Here is a 20,420-nt window from a genome sequence, read left to right on the forward strand (position 1 = left end):
AGGTTTCAAGCGGGCTGCAGCCAACGCTCTCCGCCACGATCCCACGGATTGTCGGCTTCGTCGGCGGGCAGAGCATAGAGCGCGTCGCAGGTCGTCACGATCCGCCCGTCGACCGTCATATTCAGCGTGACTTTAACACATGGTCCGCAAGGTCCGTCTTGCAGGACATCCTCGACCGTGCCGTGGATGGCGACCTCATCTTCCGCAAAGACCGATACCCGCATGGCGAAGCGCATCTGCACGGTGCGGCCCATCGGGCCCGACCAATCGTTGAGATAACGTTCGAACAGCGCGGCCTGAAATTGGGTATTGGCGAAAATGTCACGCTGACCCGCAACATCGACCACGTAGCGCCTGTCATGATGCAACGGCGAATAATCCCTGCTGGCCAGGGCACCGGCAACCAGCCTGGTGGCCGACACCGTAAAGACGAGTTCAGGCAAATCCATGCCCATGGCGACATCGGCGACGGTGAGCCGTTTCATGCCTCACCTTTGTCGAAGCCGAAGAAATCGTAACTTTCGACGCCGACGACATCTCCCGCAGCGTCCAGATATTGCATGTCGACCGTCCAGAAACGTCCTGTGCCGAGCTTTGTCGACTTGATCTCGCCAATCCGGCGGACGATCTGCTGGGTCCGCAGGCGATCACCGAGTTTGACCGGCTTGTAGAATGTGGTGGTGTAAGTCACCACGATCGAAGCGGGATAGCCCAGCAGACCCTTGAGATCGAAATGCGCCTGCAGGGCCCTCAGCGGCTCCCCCTGCCCCGGTTCCCACAGTTCCGGCCTGCCCCACGCGGGAAGCATCGTGGCGGGGCAATAGGGCTGGCCAAGCAACACCGTGGCCTCCCCCGCGCTCCACCAGGCCGGATTGGCGTTTTCAACCGCCGCGCACATGGCCTGCACATTGCGCTCATTGGCAGGGATGCCCGCCTCCGCCACATATTGCGGGCGGCCGATCAGGCGAACAATCGCGGGATCGAGATCCGCCGCACACTCCTCAGTTGTCGGGGCGTCAGCCATGGCCTTCACGACAGGACATGGTCGGCAATGGACTTCTTCAGCCCGGCCGCAGTCCCATACATGAGCTCATGATATTTGGAGCGCCGATAGAACAGCTGCGGCTCTCCTTCGGTCGAATAGCCGATCCCGCCGTGGACCTGAACCGCCACTGTCGCCAGACGGCGGAACAGGGCGGCGGCAGAGTATTTGGCCATTCTGGCGAGATGAGCGCAGTCCTGGCCTTCATCCTTCGCCCAAGCGGCCTGATAGGTCAGGTAACGCACGCCTTCCAGTTCGGTCGCACAGTCGGCCAGGGGATGCGAAATGGCCTGAAAACCGGCAATAGGCCGCCCGAACTGCTTGCGCTGGTTGGCATAATCCGCCGTGATCTTCAGCAGACGCGTCGCCGCGCCGACAGCTTCCGCCGCCGCTGCAATCAACACATCATCGGATAAGGCAGAGTTTTCGGCGGCGGGCCAGAAATGCCCTTCCGCAACATGCACATGATCGAAACGGACTTCGAACAGTGGTTGCGATGCATAGTTCGGTTGTTCGGTAATAACGATGCCATCGGACTGTGCGGGAATCAGAGCCCAGCCGGCACCGGACTCGGTCGCAGCTCTCACCAGAAAAGCATCGGCAACACTGGCGAACGGTACGACCATCTTGGTGCCCGACACCGTCCTGCTTGCACTGTCGAAATGCGATGGTCGCGCCGCTTCACGCAACTCGTCTTCCTGCCAGGCCGGGATGACGATGACTTCTCCGCCAGCGATTTTGGGTAGCCATTCCGCAGCCAGATCTTCCGATCCAACGGCAGAAAGAATGTCGGCGGCGTGAACCGCGCTTTGCAGGAATGGCGAGGACGCGAGCACCTGCCCGAACTCCTCAAACACAATCGCGAGGTTGAGAGCGCCCATCTGCGCACCGCCGTGCCGTTCTTCAATCCGCAGCGCACAGATACCGCTTTCGCCCAGCGCCGCCCAGAATGCCCGGTCGAGTTTGTCCCGTTCCCCTTCCAGCTTGCGAACTGCCGCAGAGTCGAACGACGTCTCGCAGATGCGCCGGACAGTGGCGCGCAACAGTTCCTGTTCTTCGTTGAAATCGAGATCCATGAATCAAGCTCCGACCATGAGGCCCAGGCCCCGCCGGGCAACGATATTCTTCTGCACTTCGGTCGAACCCCCACCAATCGTATCGACCACTGTCGCACGATCGGACATTTCCCATCTGCCGCCGAACGGCGCACCGGGAGCACCCGATTTCAGCAGCCCCAACGGCCCAAGACAATCGATGGCATAGTTGGCGATCCGGCGGCCGAGCCCGGTGCTGAAATACTTGTACATCGCCGCCTCCACTGTGGGCACCTCGCCCTTGATCGCCTTGGCGATGACGCGGCGCTGGAGCATGGTGGCCATTTCCACTTCGCAGGCAAATTCCGCGATCCGGTCGCGCACCACGGGATCGTCCGACAATGGCCGCCCATCCCGTCTGGCCACCTTCGCCAGTTCGACGAGAGCCTCGAATTTCAGGAGCAGCGGGCCAACCGTGTAGAGCGCGAAGCGTTCGTAATCGAGCGCCTCGCAAACATATCGCCACCCGGCATTCTCTTCGCCGACGAGATAATCCGGCCCGATGTTGACCTCGTCGAAGAACACCTCGTTCGTGCGGTGATCCCCCATGGTCTTGATCTCTTTGATCGTCAGACCGGGGTGATCCATCGGCACGAGGAATACGCTGATCCCCTTATGCTTGGGCGCTTCGGGATCAGTGCGTGCGGCAACCCAGTACCAGTCGGCAAAGTGCGCCGAAGTGGTCCACATCTTCTGCCCGTTGAGCACCCATTCGTCGCCCCGACGCTCCGCCCGGAGCCGCAATGACGCGAGATCCGAACCTGCCCCCGGTTCGGAATAACCAAGTGCGAATTCTATATCGGCGGCAAGGATCTGCGGCAGGAACTCCTGCTTCAGCTTGTCGGAACCATGCGCGATGATCGTCTTGCCGATGCAACCGACACCCTTGCCGATGATCGGGGCACCCTGGCTGGAGAGCTCTTCGTTCAACAGATAGTCGTAGACGCCGGGCCGTTCGCGACCGCCATATTGCTTTTCCCACGACATGCCGATGTATCCGGCCTGCGCCAGCCGCTTCATGAAGCCGCGCCGTTCGGGGGAATCGACCAGCCAGGAATCGGTTTCGCGCCATGGCGCGAAGATCACGGAACTGTCAGGCCCCGCCTTCTCCTGTTCGAGATATTGCTGGAAATCCTTCAGGAAGGCCATTTCCTCTTCGGAAAATGCGAAATTCATGACGCATGTTCCTCCATCAGTTCGATGGTATTTCCGTCGGAATCTTCGACCAGAGCCACATCCACTCCCGGCCGCAATGTGCGGATCGGGATCACCACGTTGAAACCGGCATCGGTCACACGTTGGACCAGTTCCGCCAGATTCGAAACTTTCAGGGCAATATAGCGGATACCCTCGGTGCCGGCGAAACCCCCTTCCCGCGATGCACCCGCGGCAGGGGTGAGCGGGACCAACACGCGCAGGACGCTGCCGCCTGCCCGAAAGCGTGTTATCCTGCCCACCTGCGGAATCTCCACGTTGCCTTCCACCGGCAGGCCGAGCGTTTCGCTGTAAAAACGGGTCTGACCTTCGATGTCGTTCGACACCAGCCCGACTTCAAGCCCCAGGTCCGCACGCATGGCGATTGCTTCCTCTGTCACGTCCGAGGTCCCTTTCACGTCTGAGGCATTGCCGCGATGTTCCGGGCAATCGTTTCGGGGTCGAGCCCGCGATGCCCCCAGATATCGCCTTCGACGAACTGGTTGGCTGTCCAGTCCTTGTCGATCAGGCGGCCATCGAAACCGATTTCCACTTCGAAACCGAATGGGCTCCTCATGTAGAATGACAGCATGTTGTCATTCACATGGCGCCCCAAAGTCGAGGTTATCGCTATGCCTGCATCGTTGACCCGTTCCAGGCATTGCAGGACCATATCGACACTGGTGACTTCCAGCATGAGATGGTGAATCCCGATCGCACCGCCGACCTTGAGCAGCCCGACCGAATGATGCCGCGCATTGCAGGCATAGAAATTCGCCACGTTGCCGCCGCCAAAGTGGATGTAATCCGACAACTTGAAGCCAAGGACGCGTGTGTAGAAGTTCTGCGCATCCTCCAGATGGTCGGATGTCAGCAGGTTCACATGTCCCACACCGAAAGGGCCTGCCAGAAATTCCATGCCCAGCGGAGACGCAAACTTCCTGTCCAGCACAGGCCCGTAGAACAGTTCGATGGCATTGCCGGAGGGGTCCCGCGTGAAGGCTATGCCGGTGACGGAACGGGCCTGCGCCTGGGCCTGCGTCCCCAGTTCGGCGGGGAAGCCCGCTTCGTTCAGCTTGGCGACTTGCTCTTCGAGGTCGATCTGATCCTCGACTTCCAAGCCAATATACTTGATCCCCCGATTTTCCGCATCCGGGTGAATGGCGATCCGCCACTGCCAGTCATCCATCTTCAGATAGACAGTACCGTCATCTGCCACGCCGCTGCCCGCGCTGGCAGGCCCGGAACCGGGAACCATCGGGATACCCCAGTCCTCACCCGCACATGCCCGCGCAGGCATAAGGCCGATGATCCTGGTGGCATATTCCAGCCAGACAGCCGGATCAGGGGCCCCGAACCCCACATAGCCGAGGCTGCGAATGGACATTATTACCTCTCCTTGACGTGTTCTGGCGTGATTTTCAGTCGCCCAGTTCCACCGGTATGTGATCGAAGCCCGACAGGAATTCGCTGTAGGCGCGGGTGCAGCGCCCGGTGTCGATCCGGTAGTCGCCTGCAACCTTGAAGAATTCTTCCAGCAGGATGACTCCCGCCATCGTCGCCAGATGCATCCCGAGACACATGTGCCCGCCCACACCGAACGTCAGGTCTCGCGGATAGCTGCGGAAGATATCGAACTCTCCCGCCCGCTCGAATTCCGCCTCGTCGCGATTGGCGGAGGCATAAACCATGAGCAGGTTCTGCCCCGCCTTGATCTGTTTGCCGCGAATTTCGAAGTCGTTGGCCGCCCTGCGGCACAGGATATTGGTCGGCTGATCGTAGCGAGCCGCCTCGGAAAACGCCTGCGGAACGAGCGACAGATCGTTCAGAACGGCGTGCTTCTGATCGGGATTCTGGGCCAGATAATAGACCGCCCCCGCGCACACGTTGGGTGTCGTGCCCGATCCGACAGTGAGGAATATGATCAACAGATTGACCAGGCCCTGATCGTCGAGCTTTTGCCCATCGATCTCTGCCGCCAGATACTTGGCCACATGCCCTCCCGCCAGAGCGGGATTGGCGCGCACCTCACGCACATAGGCGTGAAGCTGTTGGGCCAGTTGCCCAGCCGCCTTCAGATTGCGTTCCGAACTGGTGCCGACCTGCCCGGTTTCCCGGTGCATCGTTTCATCGACAAGGCCACGCCAGGCGATTGATTTTTCCCGCGGCAGGCCGAGATTATAGCCCGCGTTGATCGCCAGGACACGGTTCACGTATTCCTTGTAGAAGTCGAAGCTGCCGCGCTCTGCAAGAGGGGCCAGAATCTCGCGCGCCAGCGCCGTAATGCGCTCTCGTTCCTTCTCGACGCTGCCCTTGGTATAGTCGGCATGAACGACCCGTCGCCACTTGCGGTGTTCGCTCATGTCCATGCTGGGGAATGCATGTGGCACAGGCTCCCCCAGAAGGACGTTGGTGAGCGGCTGTCCCGCCGTGAAGGTGATATCCTTCTCGTGCTTGGTGCTGGTGTTCCAGATGTCCTCGAAATGGACGAGAGCCCAGGCGTTGTATTTCTCGATGAAATGAGGCCCATCGCCCTTGCGCAGCTCCGCATAGATCTTGTGCGGATCCCGCATCGCATCGTCAGAAAAGGGATCGTAATCAATCAAGGGACCAAGCCTTCGTCTATTCAACATACTCCCACAGACTGCTCCGCACGGCATTGACTGCCGCCCAGGCTGTCCGGGTTTGTGTTGCGAAAGCTATGGCCGGGGGTGCCTCACGATAAACTCGCTTTCCGGGCCGCAAGAGGAATGCGAGCGAAAACTTAGGTCAGGTGCGGCAACCGTCAGCTACACAATGCCCAGGTTTGGTTAGCGCAAGGGACGTACCGGTCTGATGAGCAATCCCACGTTACGGGCATATGAGAACTCTACGGAAGGTCTGTCCATCAGTGCCAGCGACCGCGTACTGACCATCCGGCTGGACCGCGAGGAAAAGCGTAACGCGATCACGTATGACATGTATGTCGCGATCACTCAGGTGCTGGCGCTGGCGGCCACTGACGGCGACGTATCCTGCGTCCTGTTCACGGGCAGTGGGACCACTTTTTCGGGCGGTCACGATGTGGGCGGTTTCACCCGTGGCCTCAGTATCGCTCCGGAGGAAAAACCATCCTTTGCCTTCATGCAGGCGCTCTCCATGTTCCCCAAACCCGTGATCGCCGCGCTTAACGGGAATGCTGTCGGGATCGCGGCGACGATGTTGCTGCACTGCGACCTGGTGTTTGCCGTGCCTGATTGCCGGCTCGTCTTCCCGTTCACGAAAATGGGTCTGATTCCGGAATTTGCCTCCACCCACTTTCTTCCGCGTCTGATCGGACACCAGAGAGCGATGGCATTGTTCCTCACTCAGGGGCAGTGCACTGCGGAGCGTGCTGTCGAATGGGGCATCATCAACGCAACGGTCCCGGCAGCGGAGATGCTCGGCGTCATCGCCGAAACAACGGCGACGATCTCCGGGCTCTCGCTCGAAGCGGTCATGGAAACAAAACGCCTTGTGAAGGCGGACGGACAGGCCGCTGTACAAGACGCGATTGGCGATGAGGCACGGACCTTTCACCGGCTGCTGCAATCCGACTTCGTACTCGGAAAGCTTGCTGCCGGGCGGGGAACTGCAGATCGGCAACCCGCCCGGAATGCCTGAGCCTACGCGGCTCAATTCACGCTGAGCGAATTGAAAATGCCAAGGTCGCGACCGTGCCCTTCGAGATGGCCGAACTGGTTGTTGCCCATCTGCCGCTCGATTATGCGCCATTCGCCATCCACTTTCTGGACCCGATCGGCATAGTCACCGCCGATGACCGGCTGCAGCGGCACCGCGTCTGTCTGCTGAAATACCATGACGTAGGATTTCACCAGCGCCCGGTCTTCGCCTTCCGGAATGATGCACAGGTTGGCCAGGCAGTGGCGCGTCCGCGGCGTGCCATCTTCATACGTTATCACCCAGGAACGGAATGCCTCGGCCACGGCTTCCGCGCTCTTGGATGCCATCAAGGTCCCGCCGCTGATCACATCGGCATGCTTGAACAACTGCCCGACGGCGTCGAAATCGCCCCGGTCCAACAGATAGGGATAGCTGTTGATCAGGTTCTGGATTGCGAAATAGTCGTCTGCTTTCATGATCCTCTAATTCCCATATGTCTTTGCACGCGGCCTGCCGTTTCCGCAGACCGGACGTGTTTCTGGCCCCAATCGCACCGGTTGTCGCGATTTGGTCGTAACAGCTAGGCCGTCAGGTAATTCAACGTCATCCGGGTCAGCTCGTCAATCAGCTGTTCCTCGGTCATGTTCGTTGGATTGTGCGCCAGAAAATATTCGATGTTGTGGATCGTCGCCCGTTCGATAAGCAGCAGCGAGGTCTTGATATCAGTGACAGTCAGGTCAGCCTGATGCTGCTCCAGAAATGCCAGGTTGGTTGAATAGGTGTATATCTCGATCGCGAGATTGTTGGTGTATTCCTTCAGCTCCGGCACCTGATCGAGGATGCGGAAGATGATGAAGTCGTTTTCCTTGTAGATCTCCAACAGCAAGGTCATGATCTGGCGAAGCGCGGGTTCGAGCGGTTCGTCCATCAGATCACGAAGCAAGGTGCGCACGCGCATTGCCGCCTTCGTGACCGTTTCCTGGATCAAGGTTCTGACGATCGCCTGCTTGTTGGGGAAATACTGATACAGCGATCCAACGCTGACCCCCGCGACTTCAGCAATGCGATTGGTTGTGGCCTTCTTGAACCCTTCGCGAATGATGATCTGCTGCGTCGCCTGCGTAATCGCCTCCGCCGTGACGACAGCGCGCTGTTGTTTCGGATCCTTCCTGCGATCCACATCGTTCATCTGCTGCTTCTGATTTGTCATCAGTGTCGTTCCAGATCCATCCCCCGGCCGGATCGATGCTTGCACACGAACCGACCTTACGCGAGTACATTGTGAACCCCGCGCCTGTTACCCCCTGCCCGAAAGAGGGCAAAAATGACTGCTTACGTAATTGGAAAACTGATCGTCAAAGACTGGGACTGGTATCGCGAATACCGTTCGGTCACCGAGCCTCTGATTGCCGAACACGGCGGACGCTATCTCGTGAAGGGCGGCGATTGCGAGAAGCTTGAAGGGGTTGAGCCCGCCGGTCACGCCAGCGTGCTCGTCGCATTCCCCGATCGGCAGGCCGCGATGAACTGGTACAACGATCCGCGCTATGCGGCGATGATCGCATTGCGCCGCGACAGCGGGGTCATCTGCGATCTCGCGGTGGTCGATGGGCTGGACACCCCCACGCCCGAAGGCAACTGAACCCCCGTTCGCCCGGATATCTGCCCCCACCGCACAGACCATCAGGAGCGTGCGGCAAGGCCGCAGAAACGAGCGAACGGCCCGTTCATTTCCTCAGCTTCAGCATATTGCAGATATTGTTCTTCTGGATCGCTGACGATCCCCCGAGGATCGGCATGATCAGGATGTCACGCACGTGCCGTTCCATGTCGAATTCCTTGATATACCCGTAAGCGCCCAGCACCTGCTGGCAGGACAGAACGATATCCCGCGCGGTATCGCACACGAACAGTTTTGCCATCGACGTTTCGAGCGATGCCGGCTCGCCCCGGTCGAGCTGTTCGGCAGCCTGGTAGGTGACCGCGCGGCACGCGTGGAGTTTGGTCCTGGCATCGGCCAGCATGTGACGGATCGACTGGAACGCCGAAATCGGCTTTCCGAACTGTTCGCGTTCCTGTGCGTATTCCCAGGCTTCCTCGACCGCTGCCGATGCGATGCCAAGCGCCATGGCCGCCACTTCGATCTTCTCGATATCGAGTCCCGGCCCGACCAGCATCTTCCATGCCTGGTTCCATCCGGCATCCTCGCCAACCACGTTTTCCAGCGGAACCTTCACGTCCGCGAAAGTGACATCGTAAGTGCCGGTGCCCTTGAGACCCAGGGCGTCCTGAGGCTCGAAGACGATCCCTTCGGCGTCCGTGGGTACGAGCACCAGGGAAAGGTTGGCATATTTGTCTTCTTTCGGACCGGTGCGAACGAGGGTGTAGATATAATCCGCGATAGTCGCGCCGGAACAGAACCGTTTCGATCCATTGATGACGACGTTGCCGTCCTCGATCCGGCCGGTCGAACGAACGGCGGCGACGTCGGCCCCGACATCCGGCTCGCTGATGCCATAGGCGAAGATCATGCCGTCATTGACGACTCTGGGCAGCAGTTCTTTTTTCTGCCGTTCGCTCGCAACCTCGGCAAGATTTAGACCGGCATAGCAGGCTGACTGGATATAGGGCCCGCCGACCGCCATGCTTCGCCCGCACAGCAGTTCGATAGCCATGACGGTCGCGCGTATGTCTCGCCCGCCGCCGCCATGCTCTTCCGGAACCGTCAGCCCCATGAGACCGAGATCTGCCAGCTTGCGGTGGACCTCCGCCGGAAAGTGATTGTCGCGGTCCCATTGCCTCACGAGTTCGAGCGGCATCTCCTTTTCGATGAAACGCAACAGCGTTTCCCGCAGCATCTGGATATGATCGTCCTCGTACAAATCGCCCACCTAAGCCTAGCAGCCTTGCATCCCGTGTCCGGCATGGCCGTCCATTATGCGCGCCACTCTCTCGGTCTGCGCGTCTGCGAAAGGACTACAGGCCACCGGCTTCAATTTTAACTCGCATACCGTTCGGACAACTGGCTGCACCGGGATGGCCACGCGGGAAAGCGGACGGAAAACGAGTTTAAAATGAGCTTGGTCCGCCCCTAGCTTCAGCGCTGACAGATGCGATGGGAGAGCCTGAGTGGCGCGGACACTGAAGACCGCTCCATCGGTGTGCCCGTCGCAAATTCTCACAGGCGAACAAGAACAAGAGCGTGCACAGACCCGATCCAACGATTTCCGAAGTGCTCGCCCCGGCTGACGAGCGCGATGCGCACTCGACCCAATTGACGATGGGAGCGGCGCTTGAACGGGCCGCTCGCAAATGGGGCGAACGCGAAGCCGTTGTCTATCGCCATCAGCCCTCTGTTGGCGACGTCTCCTGGACCTATGCCGAACTCGATGCCTTGGCCGTCAGGCTGGCCGCGGCCTTGGTCGAGACGGGATACCGGCCAGGCGAAAGGATCGCCGTGTGGGGCCCCAATCATCCGGAATGGATCCTGCTGGAATACGCGATAGCGAAAGCCGGGCTCGTCATCGTCGCGCTCAACCCGCTATACCGCCAGAGCGAGCTGGAATTCGTGCTGCAGGATTCCGCCTGCGCCGGAATCTTCCATGCAGACACGATCGGTGCGCATGTGCCCTCCGAAACGATCGAACAGGTCCGCGCCGATACGCCCGCACTGCGTCATGTCCATTCCTTTTCGAGCATCTGGACGGACCTGCTGCGGCACTCGCCCGAGAAACTTGCCCCAATAGACATAGATCCCGCCCGGACCTTCATGATCCAGTACACATCGGGCACCACGGGCGTGCCGAAGGCGGTGCGGCTGTCGCATCAGGCGATCACCACGACGGGGCGCAATTCGTATCGTCGCTGGGGCCTGGATGAACATAGCCGTGTGTGCCCCGGATTTCCCCTTTTCCATGTGGGCGGTTCGGGCAATTCCGTGCCGGGCGCATGTCTCAACGGCGCCACCCTCCTGCCTCTCCACATCTTCAAGCCGACAATCACGCTCGATATTCTCGAACGGGAACGCTGCACGTCCTTCATCGGGGTGCCGACGATGCTGATCGCCATGCTCGAAGATCCCACCGTCGCGCACAGGGACTTTGCCGCGATGGAATCCATCATCGTGGGCGGCGCCCCCGTAACGCGCGACCTGCTCCATCGCTGCCAGAGTGTTTTCGGGGCCGACGTGATCAATTGTTACGGCCAGACCGAAACCTGCGGCGTGACGGCCACGACACGATTTGAGGACAGCGTGGAGAAGAAGACCGAAACGAGCGGCAAACCGCTTGTGGGTGTCAGCATCTCGATCAGGGACGATGCGGGAAAGCCGGTTCCGCTCGGCGAGGTCGGCCAGCTGTTCTACAAGGGGCCAGGGGCCATGACCGGCTATGGCAATGACGAGGATGGCCAGGCACCGGACGTCGATGCCTGGATCGCGTCAGGCGACCTTGCCCGGATGGATGCCGCAGGCTTCATCGCCATTGCCGGGCGCAAGAAGGAAATGATCATCCGCGGGGGCGAGAACCTGTCCCCTGTCGAGATCGAGACATACATGAAGGAGCACGAAGCGATCGGGGATGTCTCCGTCATTGCCGTGCCCGATGCAAAGTATGGAGAAGTGGCATGCGCCGTGGTGCGCCTGCTGCCCGGACACCGCCCATCCGGAGATGCCATTCGCCAGTGGTGTTCCGAACGGATTTCGCGCTGGAAAGTGCCCGAATACGTCGAATTCGTTGAAGACTTTCCCATGACGCCCTCCGGAAAAATCCAGAAATTCATCCTTCAGGAAACAATGACCGAACGGCTCGGGCTCGCAGCTCACGCCATCAACGAAAACAAGGATGCCAAGGCATGAACTACGATAACTACAAAGATCTTGCGATTGAGCGGGCCGGAAAGATCCTGACCATCACGATCAACCGTCCAGAGGCGAAGAACGCGCTCAACCAGCGGCTGCACGAGGAATTTTCCCGCATCTTCGATGATGTGGACGCCGATGAAGATGTCGACGTCGTTATTTTGACCGGCTCGGGCGGCGCATTCTGCGCGGGCGGCGATCTCAACTGGCTGCTGAACATGCACGGCGACCCCGTCGCCACCAGCGTCGGCATCCGCCGCGATCGCCGGATCCAGAATTCGATCCTCGATCTTGAAAAGCCGATCATTGCCAAAGTCGATGGCCCCGCCATCGGCCTTGGCTGTTCGCTCGCGCTATATTGCGACTTCGTCTATGCCAGCGAGCGTTCCGTCTTCGCCGATCCGCACGTCTCGATCGGGCTTGTCGCTGGCGACGGTGGTGCGGTCATGTGGCCTCAGTTGATCGGCTATGCCCGGGCCCGTCGCTATCTCCTGACCGGTGAAGCTATCCGCGCAGGGGCAGCGGCCGAAATGGGCCTCATCACGGAAGTGGTTCCGGCAGACGAGCTGGACGACAAGGTGGCCAAGATGGCAGAGCACCTCGCCAGTGGCGCAACGCATTCGATCAAGTGGACAAAAGCGGCCATCAATGCTGGCCTCAAGGTCACCGCCAATGCCATCATCGATCGCGCAGCAGCCTTTGAAAACGTGACCCAATTGCTGGACGACCACAGGATTGCACTTGAAGCTTTCCAGCGTAAGGAGAAACCCCGGTTCACTGGCCGCTGAGACCTTCATTCCGGGGACATTACCGACTGTGCATCGATTCAACCTTTCACCGGTGACACTGCCACCGGGCAGCCAGGCGCTCCGCCAGGAAGTACGAACTTTCCTCACCGAGGAACTGGGCGCCATCACTCCTGTCGAGCGGGCGAAATCCTGGTTCGGCTGCGACCCGGCATTCAGCCGGAAGCTGGGTGCCCAGGGCTGGATCGGCATGACATGGCCGAAAGAATATGGCGGGCACGAACGACCGGCCAGCGACCGCTATATCGTGATCGAGGAACTGCTGACGGCAGGGGCCCCGGTAGGGGCGCACTGGATTGCCGACCGGCAGAGCGGCCCTTTGATCCTCAATTACGGTTCGCCTGCGGCAAAGGCGGCATTCCTGCCCGGAATCGCCGCCGGGGAAGTGTATTTCTGCATCGGTATGAGCGAACCGAACGCGGGTTCTGACCTGGCGGCGATCCGGACCACTGCCGAGCGGGTCGATGGCGGATGGACTGTGAACGGTGCCAAGCTCTGGACCACCAATATCGCCGAAGCCCATCAGATGATCGCACTGGTGCGGACGGAAAAAGCCAGTGAAACGCGGCACGGCGGGATGAGCCAGCTCATCATCGATCTCAATGCCGAAGGCGTAACCCGCAATACGATCATGGATCACCAGTCGGAACGGCACTTCGGGGAAGTTCACTTCGATAATGTTTTCGTCGCTGACGACATGGTGGTCGGTCAGCCGGGCGCAGGCTGGGCTCAGGTCAATGCCGAGCTGGCGTTGGAGCGGAGCGGGCCGGAACGTTATCTGAGCAGTTACCGGCTGTATGAGGAACTGGTCCTCTCACACCGCGGGCGTCACGATCCGGCGATCGAACAGCTGGTCGGTGAACTGACAGCGCGGCTGTGGACCTTGCGGCAGATGTCGGTCTCCGTCTCCCACAGCATCGGCACGGGTGACAACCCGACAATCGAAGCCGCGATCGTCAAGGATCTGGGGGCGACGCTGGAACAGGATCTGCCCGCCCTCGTTCAGGCCACGATCGACGACAGCAGTGATGCACCCGAGCGTAAAGACCTGCTGGAGGTCATGGAATATCTGCTGCTTTTCTCGCCCATCTTCTCCCTCCGCGGGGGAACGCGTGAGATTCTGCGCGGTATCATTGCAAGAGAGATTGGCCTGCGATGAGCGACCACTCCGACATCCTGGCGCAGAGCGTCGACCGCCTGTTTGCCGACATCGCCGCATCCCGCCCAAGCCCGGACGAAGCCTGGCGCAGTATCGAGGAGCTCGGTATTCCGGCCCTGTTTCTGCCTGAAACCGAGGGTGGCATGGAAGGCAGCTGGAGCGACGCGGAAATCGTGTTCCAGCTAAGTGGGTATCACGCGATCGAACTGCCGGTGGGCGAAACGATGATCGCGCGCAAGCTGCTCAGCGAAGCAGGGATAAAGGCGCCGACAGGCCCTCTCACTCTCGGGCGCGGCCAGGGCGACATCGACGCGGCAAGTTTCAGCGGGACGATCCGTTCCTTGTCCAGCAGCTTGGCGGGCTGCCAGATGGTCGCCTGCGTCACGCAAAGTACCACAGGGGCTTGCGTTCTGATCGACCCGTCTCTCGCCAGCCATGGCGAAGAAAGGCTCAATCTTGCTGGCGAACCACGTACCGCGTTCACTTTCGAAAATGCCCGCTGCGACGTGATCGTCAGTGAAAGCGGTCTGGGGGACACCATCATGCACGCTGGCGCGCTCTTGCGAGCAGCGCAGATTGGCGGCGCTCTGGCCCGCTCCCTCGAACAATGCGTGAATTACGCGCAGGAACGCAGCCAGTTCGGCCGCGAGCTCAGGAAGTTCCAAGCCATCCAGCATCAGATTGCTCTCCTCGCGGAAGAAGCCGCAGCTGTGGCTTGCGCCTCTTCGTCGGCGGCCGCCGCGCGAGACAGCGGGGATGCCGAATTCGAAATTGCCTGTGCCAAGCTGCGCGCCAATCAGGCGACGGGAAAGAGCGCTCTGATCGCCCACCAAGTGCATGGAGCGATCGGCATAACCGAGGAACATGACCTTCATCGCTTCACCCAACGGCTCTGGGCGTGGCGGAGCGAGTTCGGTAACGACAGATATTGGGCTAAAATGCTCGGAAACTTTATGTTGTCATTCAACGGTCGATCCCCTTGGGACACGATCGTTTCACGGGGCGAGTCATGACCGGATTACCTGAAGTCGTCGATGCTGCGCTTACGCTTGAGGATGGCGTCGCCATCCTGCGCTTCAATCGCCACGATGTCCGCAACGCACTGACCGGTACGAAGCTGGCGGATGAAATCGTTACTGTCTGCGAATGGGCCAATGCCTGTCGCGATGTCGCAACCCTTGTGCTTACCGGCAACGGCTCCGCCTTTTCGGCCGGAGGCAATGTCTATGACATGCAGGACCGCAAGGGCATGTTTGGTGGCACTCCCATGGAAATGCAGCAGGATTACCGCAGCGGTATCCAGCGGATGGCACGCGCCATGCATGATGTGGAGGTACCGACCATCGCCGCCATCAATGGCGCGGCAATCGGCGCCGGGATGGACCTAGCCTGCATGTGCGACATTCGCATCGGGTCCCAAAAGGCGAAGATGGGCGAAACCTTCGTAAACCTCGGTATTCTTCCCGGCGATGGCGGCGCATGGTTTCTGCCCCGTGCCGTCGGCGCCCAACGCGCGGCGGAACTGACCTTTTCCGGCAGGATCGTCGAAGCGGACGAAGCGGTGGAGATCGGCCTCCTGATGGAAGTCTGCCCACCGGATGACCTGATGCCTCGCTGCGAAGATCTGGCTCGGCAATTTGCTGCAAAACCGCGCGATGCGCTGCGCATTTCAAAGCGTCTGCTGCGCTCGGGCCAACGGATGGGCCTGCCCGATTTCCTCGACTATTGCGCCAGCCTCCAGAGCTTGTGCCACACCACCGAGGAACACCATGAAGCGATCGCGGCAATGATTGAGCAATTGCGCAAATAAGCGCATCCGCAACCATGACCGGCTTCAACTCCCTTCTCAATGTAACCTTCTCCGGCTTCGAAGAAGGCCGTTACTGGATCGAACTCGAAGCCGGCGAACATCACGTGCACGAGCAGGGGTTCGTCCATGGCGGCGTGATCCTCAGCCTGCTGGACATCGCGATGTCGCGCGCTGCAAGGCATGGCCGTCCCAAGGACGCATATCTGCCGACCATCGAACTCACTGCCAGTTTCCTCCGCCCCCTATCGCCAGGAAGGGTCCGGGCATGGGGCATGATCAGGCAACAGGGCAGAAGCCTGTGCCGTATCGAGGGCATGGTTCTGGATGACAAAGGGCGAAGCTGCGCTTCGGGGCGAGCCACCTTCATGCCGCAAAGTTAGCCGACAGCCATTCAAATATTGGCTGGCATGGCTGCAAGTGCACGCATCCCTGGCACCATCTTGAACGTGCCGGACAGCAGCACGCACGGCGAAAATTTTTCCTTATTTATTAATATCATAGAAGAATTCCTGCAGCGACGCGGGCATTCTCGTCATGTCTGCGATACGGCCATCAAAGTAAATTAATGCGAGCGCAACGCGAGCAGCTTTTCCGACCATTCAGTTTTACTAAGCAGGCCACTTTTGATGGCTAATTTTGAGACGGAATTTGAACAATCCGTCCAAAATCAGGGAGAGCGAAATGAAGGGCGTCAAGTCAACGTTATTGCAGTCCACCACGATTCTGGTCCTCGCCGCGCTCGCGTCGCCCGCGTACGGACAGGTCGATGAAATCGTCGTCACTGCGCAAAAACGTGAACAGTCGATCCGGGACGTGCCGATTTCACTTCAGGTCGTATCCGGCGACGATATCAAGAATCAGCAGATCAGCGGTGCCGAAGATCTTGCCGACAGCATGCCGAACGTCTTCGTCTCCAAGGACTCGGTATCGAACAACATCTATGTCCGTGGCGTGGGCTCGGGCGCGAATGCCGGGTATGAGCAAGCCGTCGCAACATTCGTCGACGGCGTTTATCATGGCCGTTCCCGCTATTCACAGTCCACTCTCGTCGATGTCGAGCGCATCGAGGTCCTGCGCGGTCCGCAGACGATCTATTTCGGCAACAACGCCATCGGCGGCGCGTTCAGCGTCACGACCAAGCAGCCCAGCCTCGACCAGTGGGAAGGCTATGGCCTGGCCTCCTATGAATTCGTAGGAAACGAGCCCGCCGTAGAGGCCGCTGTTGGCGGTCCGGTGATCCAGGACAAGCTCGGAATCAGGGTGGCGGGCCGCTATTCCCACCTGCAGGGGTATATCAAGAATACGATCTCGGGCGACAAGAATCCCGACGTTGAGGATCGGTTCATCCGCTTCTCGTCATTGTTGAAGATCTCCGACAATTGGCGCGCTTCGTTCAAGGCTGAATACGGCAAGCAGGACTCGACTGCGCCGTTTGCCCTCCAGCTCATCGATTGCCCGCCAGCAGCGCCGTTTTCCCCCTCCACGACGTTTTCATGCGCTTACGCATTGGCAACGGACCAAGAGGCGGATTTCGACTATCGCCGCGCATCGGGGCCGGGCGAGCGTGGGGACATCGAGGCATCGGAATTCCTGTTCAAGATCGAACGGGACAACTTCGATGGTCCGGGCATTGTCGCGCAGGCATCCTATTCCAAGCAGGACTTCCTGCTTTCGGCCGACTCCGACAATGTTCCCGCGGAATTCTTTTCCTACAACACTCTGGAAAATCTCGACCAGAAGACGATGGAATTCAGGGTAACCTCACCTGCCGATTCCAAGCTCGAATGGATGGTCGGCGCATACTACCTCGATTCCGACGTGCGTATCGACACGACATTGAACTTCCCGTTCTCGACCGTGTTGCTGACTGGGCCGCTGGACGTTCTGGCCCCCTACGCACCGTTGAGCGGGGATATCCAACTGGACCAGCAGGAGAAGGCCTTCTCCGCTTTCGGTTCATTGACCTTCCCGTTCACCGAACGCCTTTCCGGCACAATCGGCCTGCGTTACACCCGTTCGAAGAAGACTGGCGTGCAGTCGGCCACCAACGCCACGGCAAACGATCCGTTCGGCTTCTCCGTCACGCCACTTCCCACCGCTTTGCAGCCAGTGGCCGCGCTGTTGACGGGCTTCAACGAACATACGACCGCCGCCACAGTGAAGGATGACGATTTCCTTCCGTCGATATCGTTGCGCTATGAGCCGATCGACGATGTCTCATTCTACGCGAAGTTCAGCGAAGGCTTCAAAGCCGGCGGCTTCGACGCAGTGGAGCTGACCGGCATTCCGGATCGACTTTCGTTCGCTCCGGAGACGGTCAAGGCATACGAAATCGGGATGAAGTCCCTGCTGCTTGACCGTACATTGTCGTTCAATCTCTCCCTTTTCCGGAGCGACTACAAGGACCTGCAGCAGTCGGTGGCCCAGTTCACCGCCACATCGGCATTCATCACGGTGACCAACGTCGGTGCCCTGCGGACGCAGGGTCTCGAAGCGGATATGTTGTGGCGGCCCAATGACCGCTTCCAACTGGGTGGTAACATCGCCATCCTCGATGCGAAGTACAAAGACTATCCCAATGGCGGATGCACTGTGCTGCAGGCATACGAGGCAACCGAGGCGGGGGAAACCGGCTGTGCGCAGGATCTGACAGGCAAGTCGCCACCGTTCGCTCCCAACTATTCGGGCAACGTCAAGGTCGGCTACAACCTGCCGATCAGCAACGCGCTCAAGCTGTCGACCGACGTGATGTATTCGTTCTCCGGCGCCTATGACGTCATCGGCGACAAGGATCCCCGGACCCGTCAGGGTGCATGGCAGAAAATCGACGCACGCCTCAGCCTGACGGATATCGACGACACCTGGAGCCTGTCCCTGATCGGCAAGAACCTGACCAACGAGAAGGTGCTTGGCTCCGCCAACGACGTGGTCGCTTCTGCGGGCTCCTATTCCGCTCAGATCATGCGGGGCCGTACCGTAGCCGTGCAGGCGCGGTTCAATTTCTGACGGGCCGGGGGTGCAGCCGGGCTCTGCCCGGCTGCTTGGGGGCAAACCCCGGCTCAATCCATTGCCAATCATTGCGTCACACTGAAAAAGGGCAGAGCATCCATGCAGGCTGGAGATCCCAACTGGAATTCACGGGTTGAGGCTCCGCTGACAATCGATCCGTCAGACCCGGTTTCCTGGGACGCCGAAGCAGATATCGTCATCATCGGTCTCGGCGGCGCAGGCGTTTGTGCCGCCATCGAAGCGCTGGATGCAGGCGCACGCGTTATCGCCATCGATCGTTTCGGCGGTGGCGGTGCCACACGCATGTCGGGCGGTGTTTTCTATTCCGGCGGCGGCACCCGCTATCAGCAGGAAGCGGGCGTCCAGGACGATCCCGACAATATGTACAACTACCTCAAACAAGAGGTGGCGGACTCCGTTTCGGATGAAACGCTACGCAACTTCTGCAACACCAGTGTCGAACAGATCGAATGGCTGGCCGATCACGGCGTTCGCTTCGACAGCACGCTTTCTCCCGTCAAGACATCCTATCCCGGCAACGGCCACTTCCTTTACTACTCGGGCAATGAGGCACAGGCAGATTACGCCGATCATGCGGTTCCCGCACAACGTGGCCATCGCACGTTCGGCCACGGCCTGACCGGCCATCGGCTGTTCGACCCTCTTCTGGAAGAAGCCTTGAGGAAGGGCCTGCAAATCTGCCGCTTCAGCGAGGCACGGCGCTTCATCCTCTCTCCGACAGGAGAAATCGAGGGGATAGAGATACACCAGGTCGATGAAAAATCCCGTCCGGCATCGAAACTGCAAGCGATCAACAGGAAATTCGGCAATCCCGTAACCTTGCTGTTTCCTGCACTGGCCGCAAAACTGGCAAGAAAAGCCAATGCTATTTCTGATCACGATGGCCAGACCAGGACTATCAGGATCGGAAAGGCGGCCATTCTCACCGCCGGAGGCTACATCCACAACCGCGAGATGGTTCGCCATCATGCCCCTGAATATGCCGGAGCCATTCCGTTGGGGAGCATTGGCTGCGACGGCTCCGGTATCAGGCTGGGCCAATCCGTCGGGGCCGTGGCCGACAGGCTGGACCATATATCGGCCTGGCGGCAATTCCAGCCCCCTGCAGCACTCGCCACCGGGATCGTCGTGAACGGCAAGGGGGAACGCTTCGTTGCAGAAGATTGCTATGGCGGGAAGATCGGCCACCACATCGCACAGGATGCCGGGGGCACGGCGTATATAATCCTGGACAGCACATTGCGGCGGAAGGCCCTGCTGCAAGCGATGCCGGGCCAGGCCAAGCTGTTCCGGCTGCAGGGCGCGCCTGCCATCATGGGCATTCTGCTGAGTTCTGCCAAGGCCCCGACGCTGGAAAAACTGGCCATGAAATGCGGTATGGAGCCGGGCGCGCTCGCAGCCTCTGTCGACCACTACAACCGTTCGTCGGCGGGTCTGGAAGCACCCCGCTTCCGCAAGAGCCCCGACTTCACAGGCCAGATCGTGAAACCGCCATTCTATGCCGTCGATATTTCGATCGGCAACAAGCGCTATTTGTGCCCGTCCATTTCACTGGGGGGCCTGGTTGTCGACGAAACGACCGGTCAGGCGCTCGATACCAACGCCCGGCCGATCCCGAAGCTCTACGCAGCGGGAAAAAACGCCAAGGGCGTTTCCTCCCATCGGTATGTTAGCGGAATCTCTCTGGCCGATTGCATCTATTCCGGCCGGATAGCTGGTCGCGCAGCAGCGGCCTGAGACTGGAGGCCGTTCAGAAGACGACGACGGTTCGGATAGATTTGCCTT

20 protein-coding genes are annotated in these 20,420 nt (G+C 59.8%); 10 read left to right on the top strand and 10 right to left on the bottom strand.

Translation table 11 applies throughout. The annotated features are described in order from the left end of the window. Window positions 1–5: 5 nt before the first annotated feature. Genes MB02_RS03030 through MB02_RS03060 form a run of 7 tightly spaced genes read right to left on the bottom strand, consistent with a single transcriptional unit; the run spans window position 6 to window position 5,936 of the window. Window positions 6–485: a hotdog family protein gene (locus tag MB02_RS03030; RefSeq protein ID WP_067532066.1), complete on the bottom strand. Its 480-nt coding sequence runs from the start codon at window positions 483–485 to the stop codon at window positions 6–8. Continuing rightward, on the bottom strand, window positions 482–1,024 hold the full coding sequence (locus MB02_RS03035) for a MaoC family dehydratase N-terminal domain-containing protein (RefSeq protein ID WP_067532402.1): 543 nt from the start codon (window positions 1,022–1,024) through the stop codon (window positions 482–484). Before MB02_RS03035 ends, MB02_RS03030 begins: the two co-directional genes overlap by 4 nt. A gap of 5 nt (window positions 1,025–1,029) precedes the next feature. Next, entirely contained in the window at window positions 1,030–2,118 is a 1,089-nt protein-coding gene (locus tag MB02_RS03040; protein ID WP_067532068.1) for an acyl-CoA dehydrogenase family protein, read from the bottom strand. A 3-nt stretch (window positions 2,119–2,121) separates the two neighbouring features. Then, window positions 2,122–3,312 (bottom strand): acyl-CoA dehydrogenase family protein, encoded by a 1,191-nt coding sequence (locus tag MB02_RS03045; RefSeq protein WP_067532070.1) that lies wholly within the window; start codon window positions 3,310–3,312, stop codon window positions 2,122–2,124. Continuing rightward, window positions 3,309–3,731, bottom strand: coding sequence for a VOC family protein (locus MB02_RS03050; protein WP_235829405.1), 423 nt, complete (start codon window positions 3,729–3,731; stop codon window positions 3,309–3,311). The genes MB02_RS03045 and MB02_RS03050 overlap by 4 nt, the downstream gene beginning before the upstream one ends. Window positions 3,732–3,745: 14 nt before the next feature. Next, entirely contained in the window at window positions 3,746–4,717 is a 972-nt protein-coding gene (locus MB02_RS03055) for a VOC family protein (RefSeq protein WP_067532072.1), read from the bottom strand. A gap of 34 nt (window positions 4,718–4,751) precedes the next feature. Then, window positions 4,752–5,936: a cytochrome P450 gene (locus MB02_RS03060; protein ID WP_235829406.1), complete on the bottom strand. Its 1,185-nt coding sequence runs from the start codon at window positions 5,934–5,936 to the stop codon at window positions 4,752–4,754. 229 nt (window positions 5,937–6,165) lie between these two features. Here MB02_RS03060 and MB02_RS03065 point away from each other — a divergent pair, with 229 nt between their 5' ends. Further along, on the top strand, window positions 6,166–6,972 hold the full coding sequence (locus MB02_RS03065; protein ID WP_067532074.1) for an enoyl-CoA hydratase-related protein: 807 nt from the start codon (window positions 6,166–6,168) through the stop codon (window positions 6,970–6,972). An 11-nt stretch (window positions 6,973–6,983) separates the two neighbouring features. Here MB02_RS03065 and MB02_RS03070 read toward each other — a convergent pair whose 3' ends face one another. Both MB02_RS03070 and MB02_RS03075 read right to left on the bottom strand, forming a co-directional pair. Further along, entirely contained in the window at window positions 6,984–7,448 is a 465-nt protein-coding gene (locus tag MB02_RS03070; RefSeq protein ID WP_067532075.1) for a nuclear transport factor 2 family protein, read from the bottom strand. 104 nt (window positions 7,449–7,552) lie between these two features. Further along, window positions 7,553–8,182 (bottom strand): TetR/AcrR family transcriptional regulator, encoded by a 630-nt coding sequence (locus tag MB02_RS03075; RefSeq protein ID WP_082825926.1) that lies wholly within the window; start codon window positions 8,180–8,182, stop codon window positions 7,553–7,555. A gap of 114 nt (window positions 8,183–8,296) precedes the next feature. Between MB02_RS03075 and MB02_RS03080 the strand changes: the two genes are divergently transcribed. Further along, window positions 8,297–8,614, top strand: a complete 318-nt coding sequence (locus MB02_RS03080) for a DUF1330 domain-containing protein (protein WP_067532076.1) — start codon at window positions 8,297–8,299, stop codon at window positions 8,612–8,614. An 85-nt stretch (window positions 8,615–8,699) separates the two neighbouring features. Here the strand turns inward: MB02_RS03080 and MB02_RS03085 are convergent, their stop codons facing one another. Continuing rightward, a complete protein-coding gene (locus tag MB02_RS03085; protein WP_067532077.1) occupies window positions 8,700–9,863 on the bottom strand; it encodes an acyl-CoA dehydrogenase family protein in 1,164 nt (387 codons plus the stop codon). A gap of 311 nt (window positions 9,864–10,174) precedes the next feature. On the opposite strand from MB02_RS03085, the gene MB02_RS03090 reads away from it, so the two are divergent. From MB02_RS03090 to MB02_RS03125, 8 genes are all read left to right on the top strand, one after another. Beyond that, window positions 10,175–11,827: an AMP-binding protein gene (locus MB02_RS03090; protein WP_067532078.1), complete on the top strand. Its 1,653-nt coding sequence runs from the start codon at window positions 10,175–10,177 to the stop codon at window positions 11,825–11,827. Continuing rightward, a complete protein-coding gene (locus MB02_RS03095) occupies window positions 11,824–12,618 on the top strand; it encodes an enoyl-CoA hydratase/isomerase family protein (protein ID WP_067532079.1) in 795 nt (264 codons plus the stop codon). Before MB02_RS03090 ends, MB02_RS03095 begins: the two co-directional genes overlap by 4 nt. A 28-nt stretch (window positions 12,619–12,646) precedes the next feature. Then, window positions 12,647–13,795 carry an acyl-CoA dehydrogenase family protein gene (locus MB02_RS03100; RefSeq protein ID WP_067532080.1) on the top strand — a complete coding sequence of 383 codons (1,149 nt, stop codon included), beginning with the start codon at window positions 12,647–12,649 and terminating at the stop codon, window positions 13,793–13,795. Then, window positions 13,792–14,808, top strand: a complete 1,017-nt coding sequence (locus MB02_RS03105) for an acyl-CoA dehydrogenase family protein (RefSeq protein ID WP_067532083.1) — start codon at window positions 13,792–13,794, stop codon at window positions 14,806–14,808. The genes MB02_RS03100 and MB02_RS03105 overlap by 4 nt, the downstream gene beginning before the upstream one ends. Then, a complete protein-coding gene (locus tag MB02_RS03110; protein ID WP_067532085.1) occupies window positions 14,805–15,605 on the top strand; it encodes an enoyl-CoA hydratase-related protein in 801 nt (266 codons plus the stop codon). The genes MB02_RS03105 and MB02_RS03110 overlap by 4 nt, the downstream gene beginning before the upstream one ends. A gap of 14 nt (window positions 15,606–15,619) precedes the next feature. Continuing rightward, window positions 15,620–15,985: a PaaI family thioesterase gene (locus MB02_RS03115; RefSeq protein WP_067532086.1), complete on the top strand. Its 366-nt coding sequence runs from the start codon at window positions 15,620–15,622 to the stop codon at window positions 15,983–15,985. 301 nt (window positions 15,986–16,286) lie between these two features. Further along, window positions 16,287–18,611, top strand: coding sequence for a TonB-dependent receptor (locus MB02_RS03120; RefSeq protein WP_067532089.1), 2,325 nt, complete (start codon window positions 16,287–16,289; stop codon window positions 18,609–18,611). A gap of 102 nt (window positions 18,612–18,713) precedes the next feature. Next, window positions 18,714–20,372 carry an FAD-binding protein gene (locus tag MB02_RS03125; RefSeq protein ID WP_067532090.1) on the top strand — a complete coding sequence of 553 codons (1,659 nt, stop codon included), beginning with the start codon at window positions 18,714–18,716 and terminating at the stop codon, window positions 20,370–20,372. Window positions 20,373–20,420 lie beyond the last annotated feature (48 nt).

The sequence above is a fragment of the Croceicoccus estronivorus genome, from assembly GCF_001625325.1.
GTDB lineage: Bacteria > Pseudomonadota > Alphaproteobacteria > Sphingomonadales > Sphingomonadaceae > Caenibius > Caenibius estronivorus.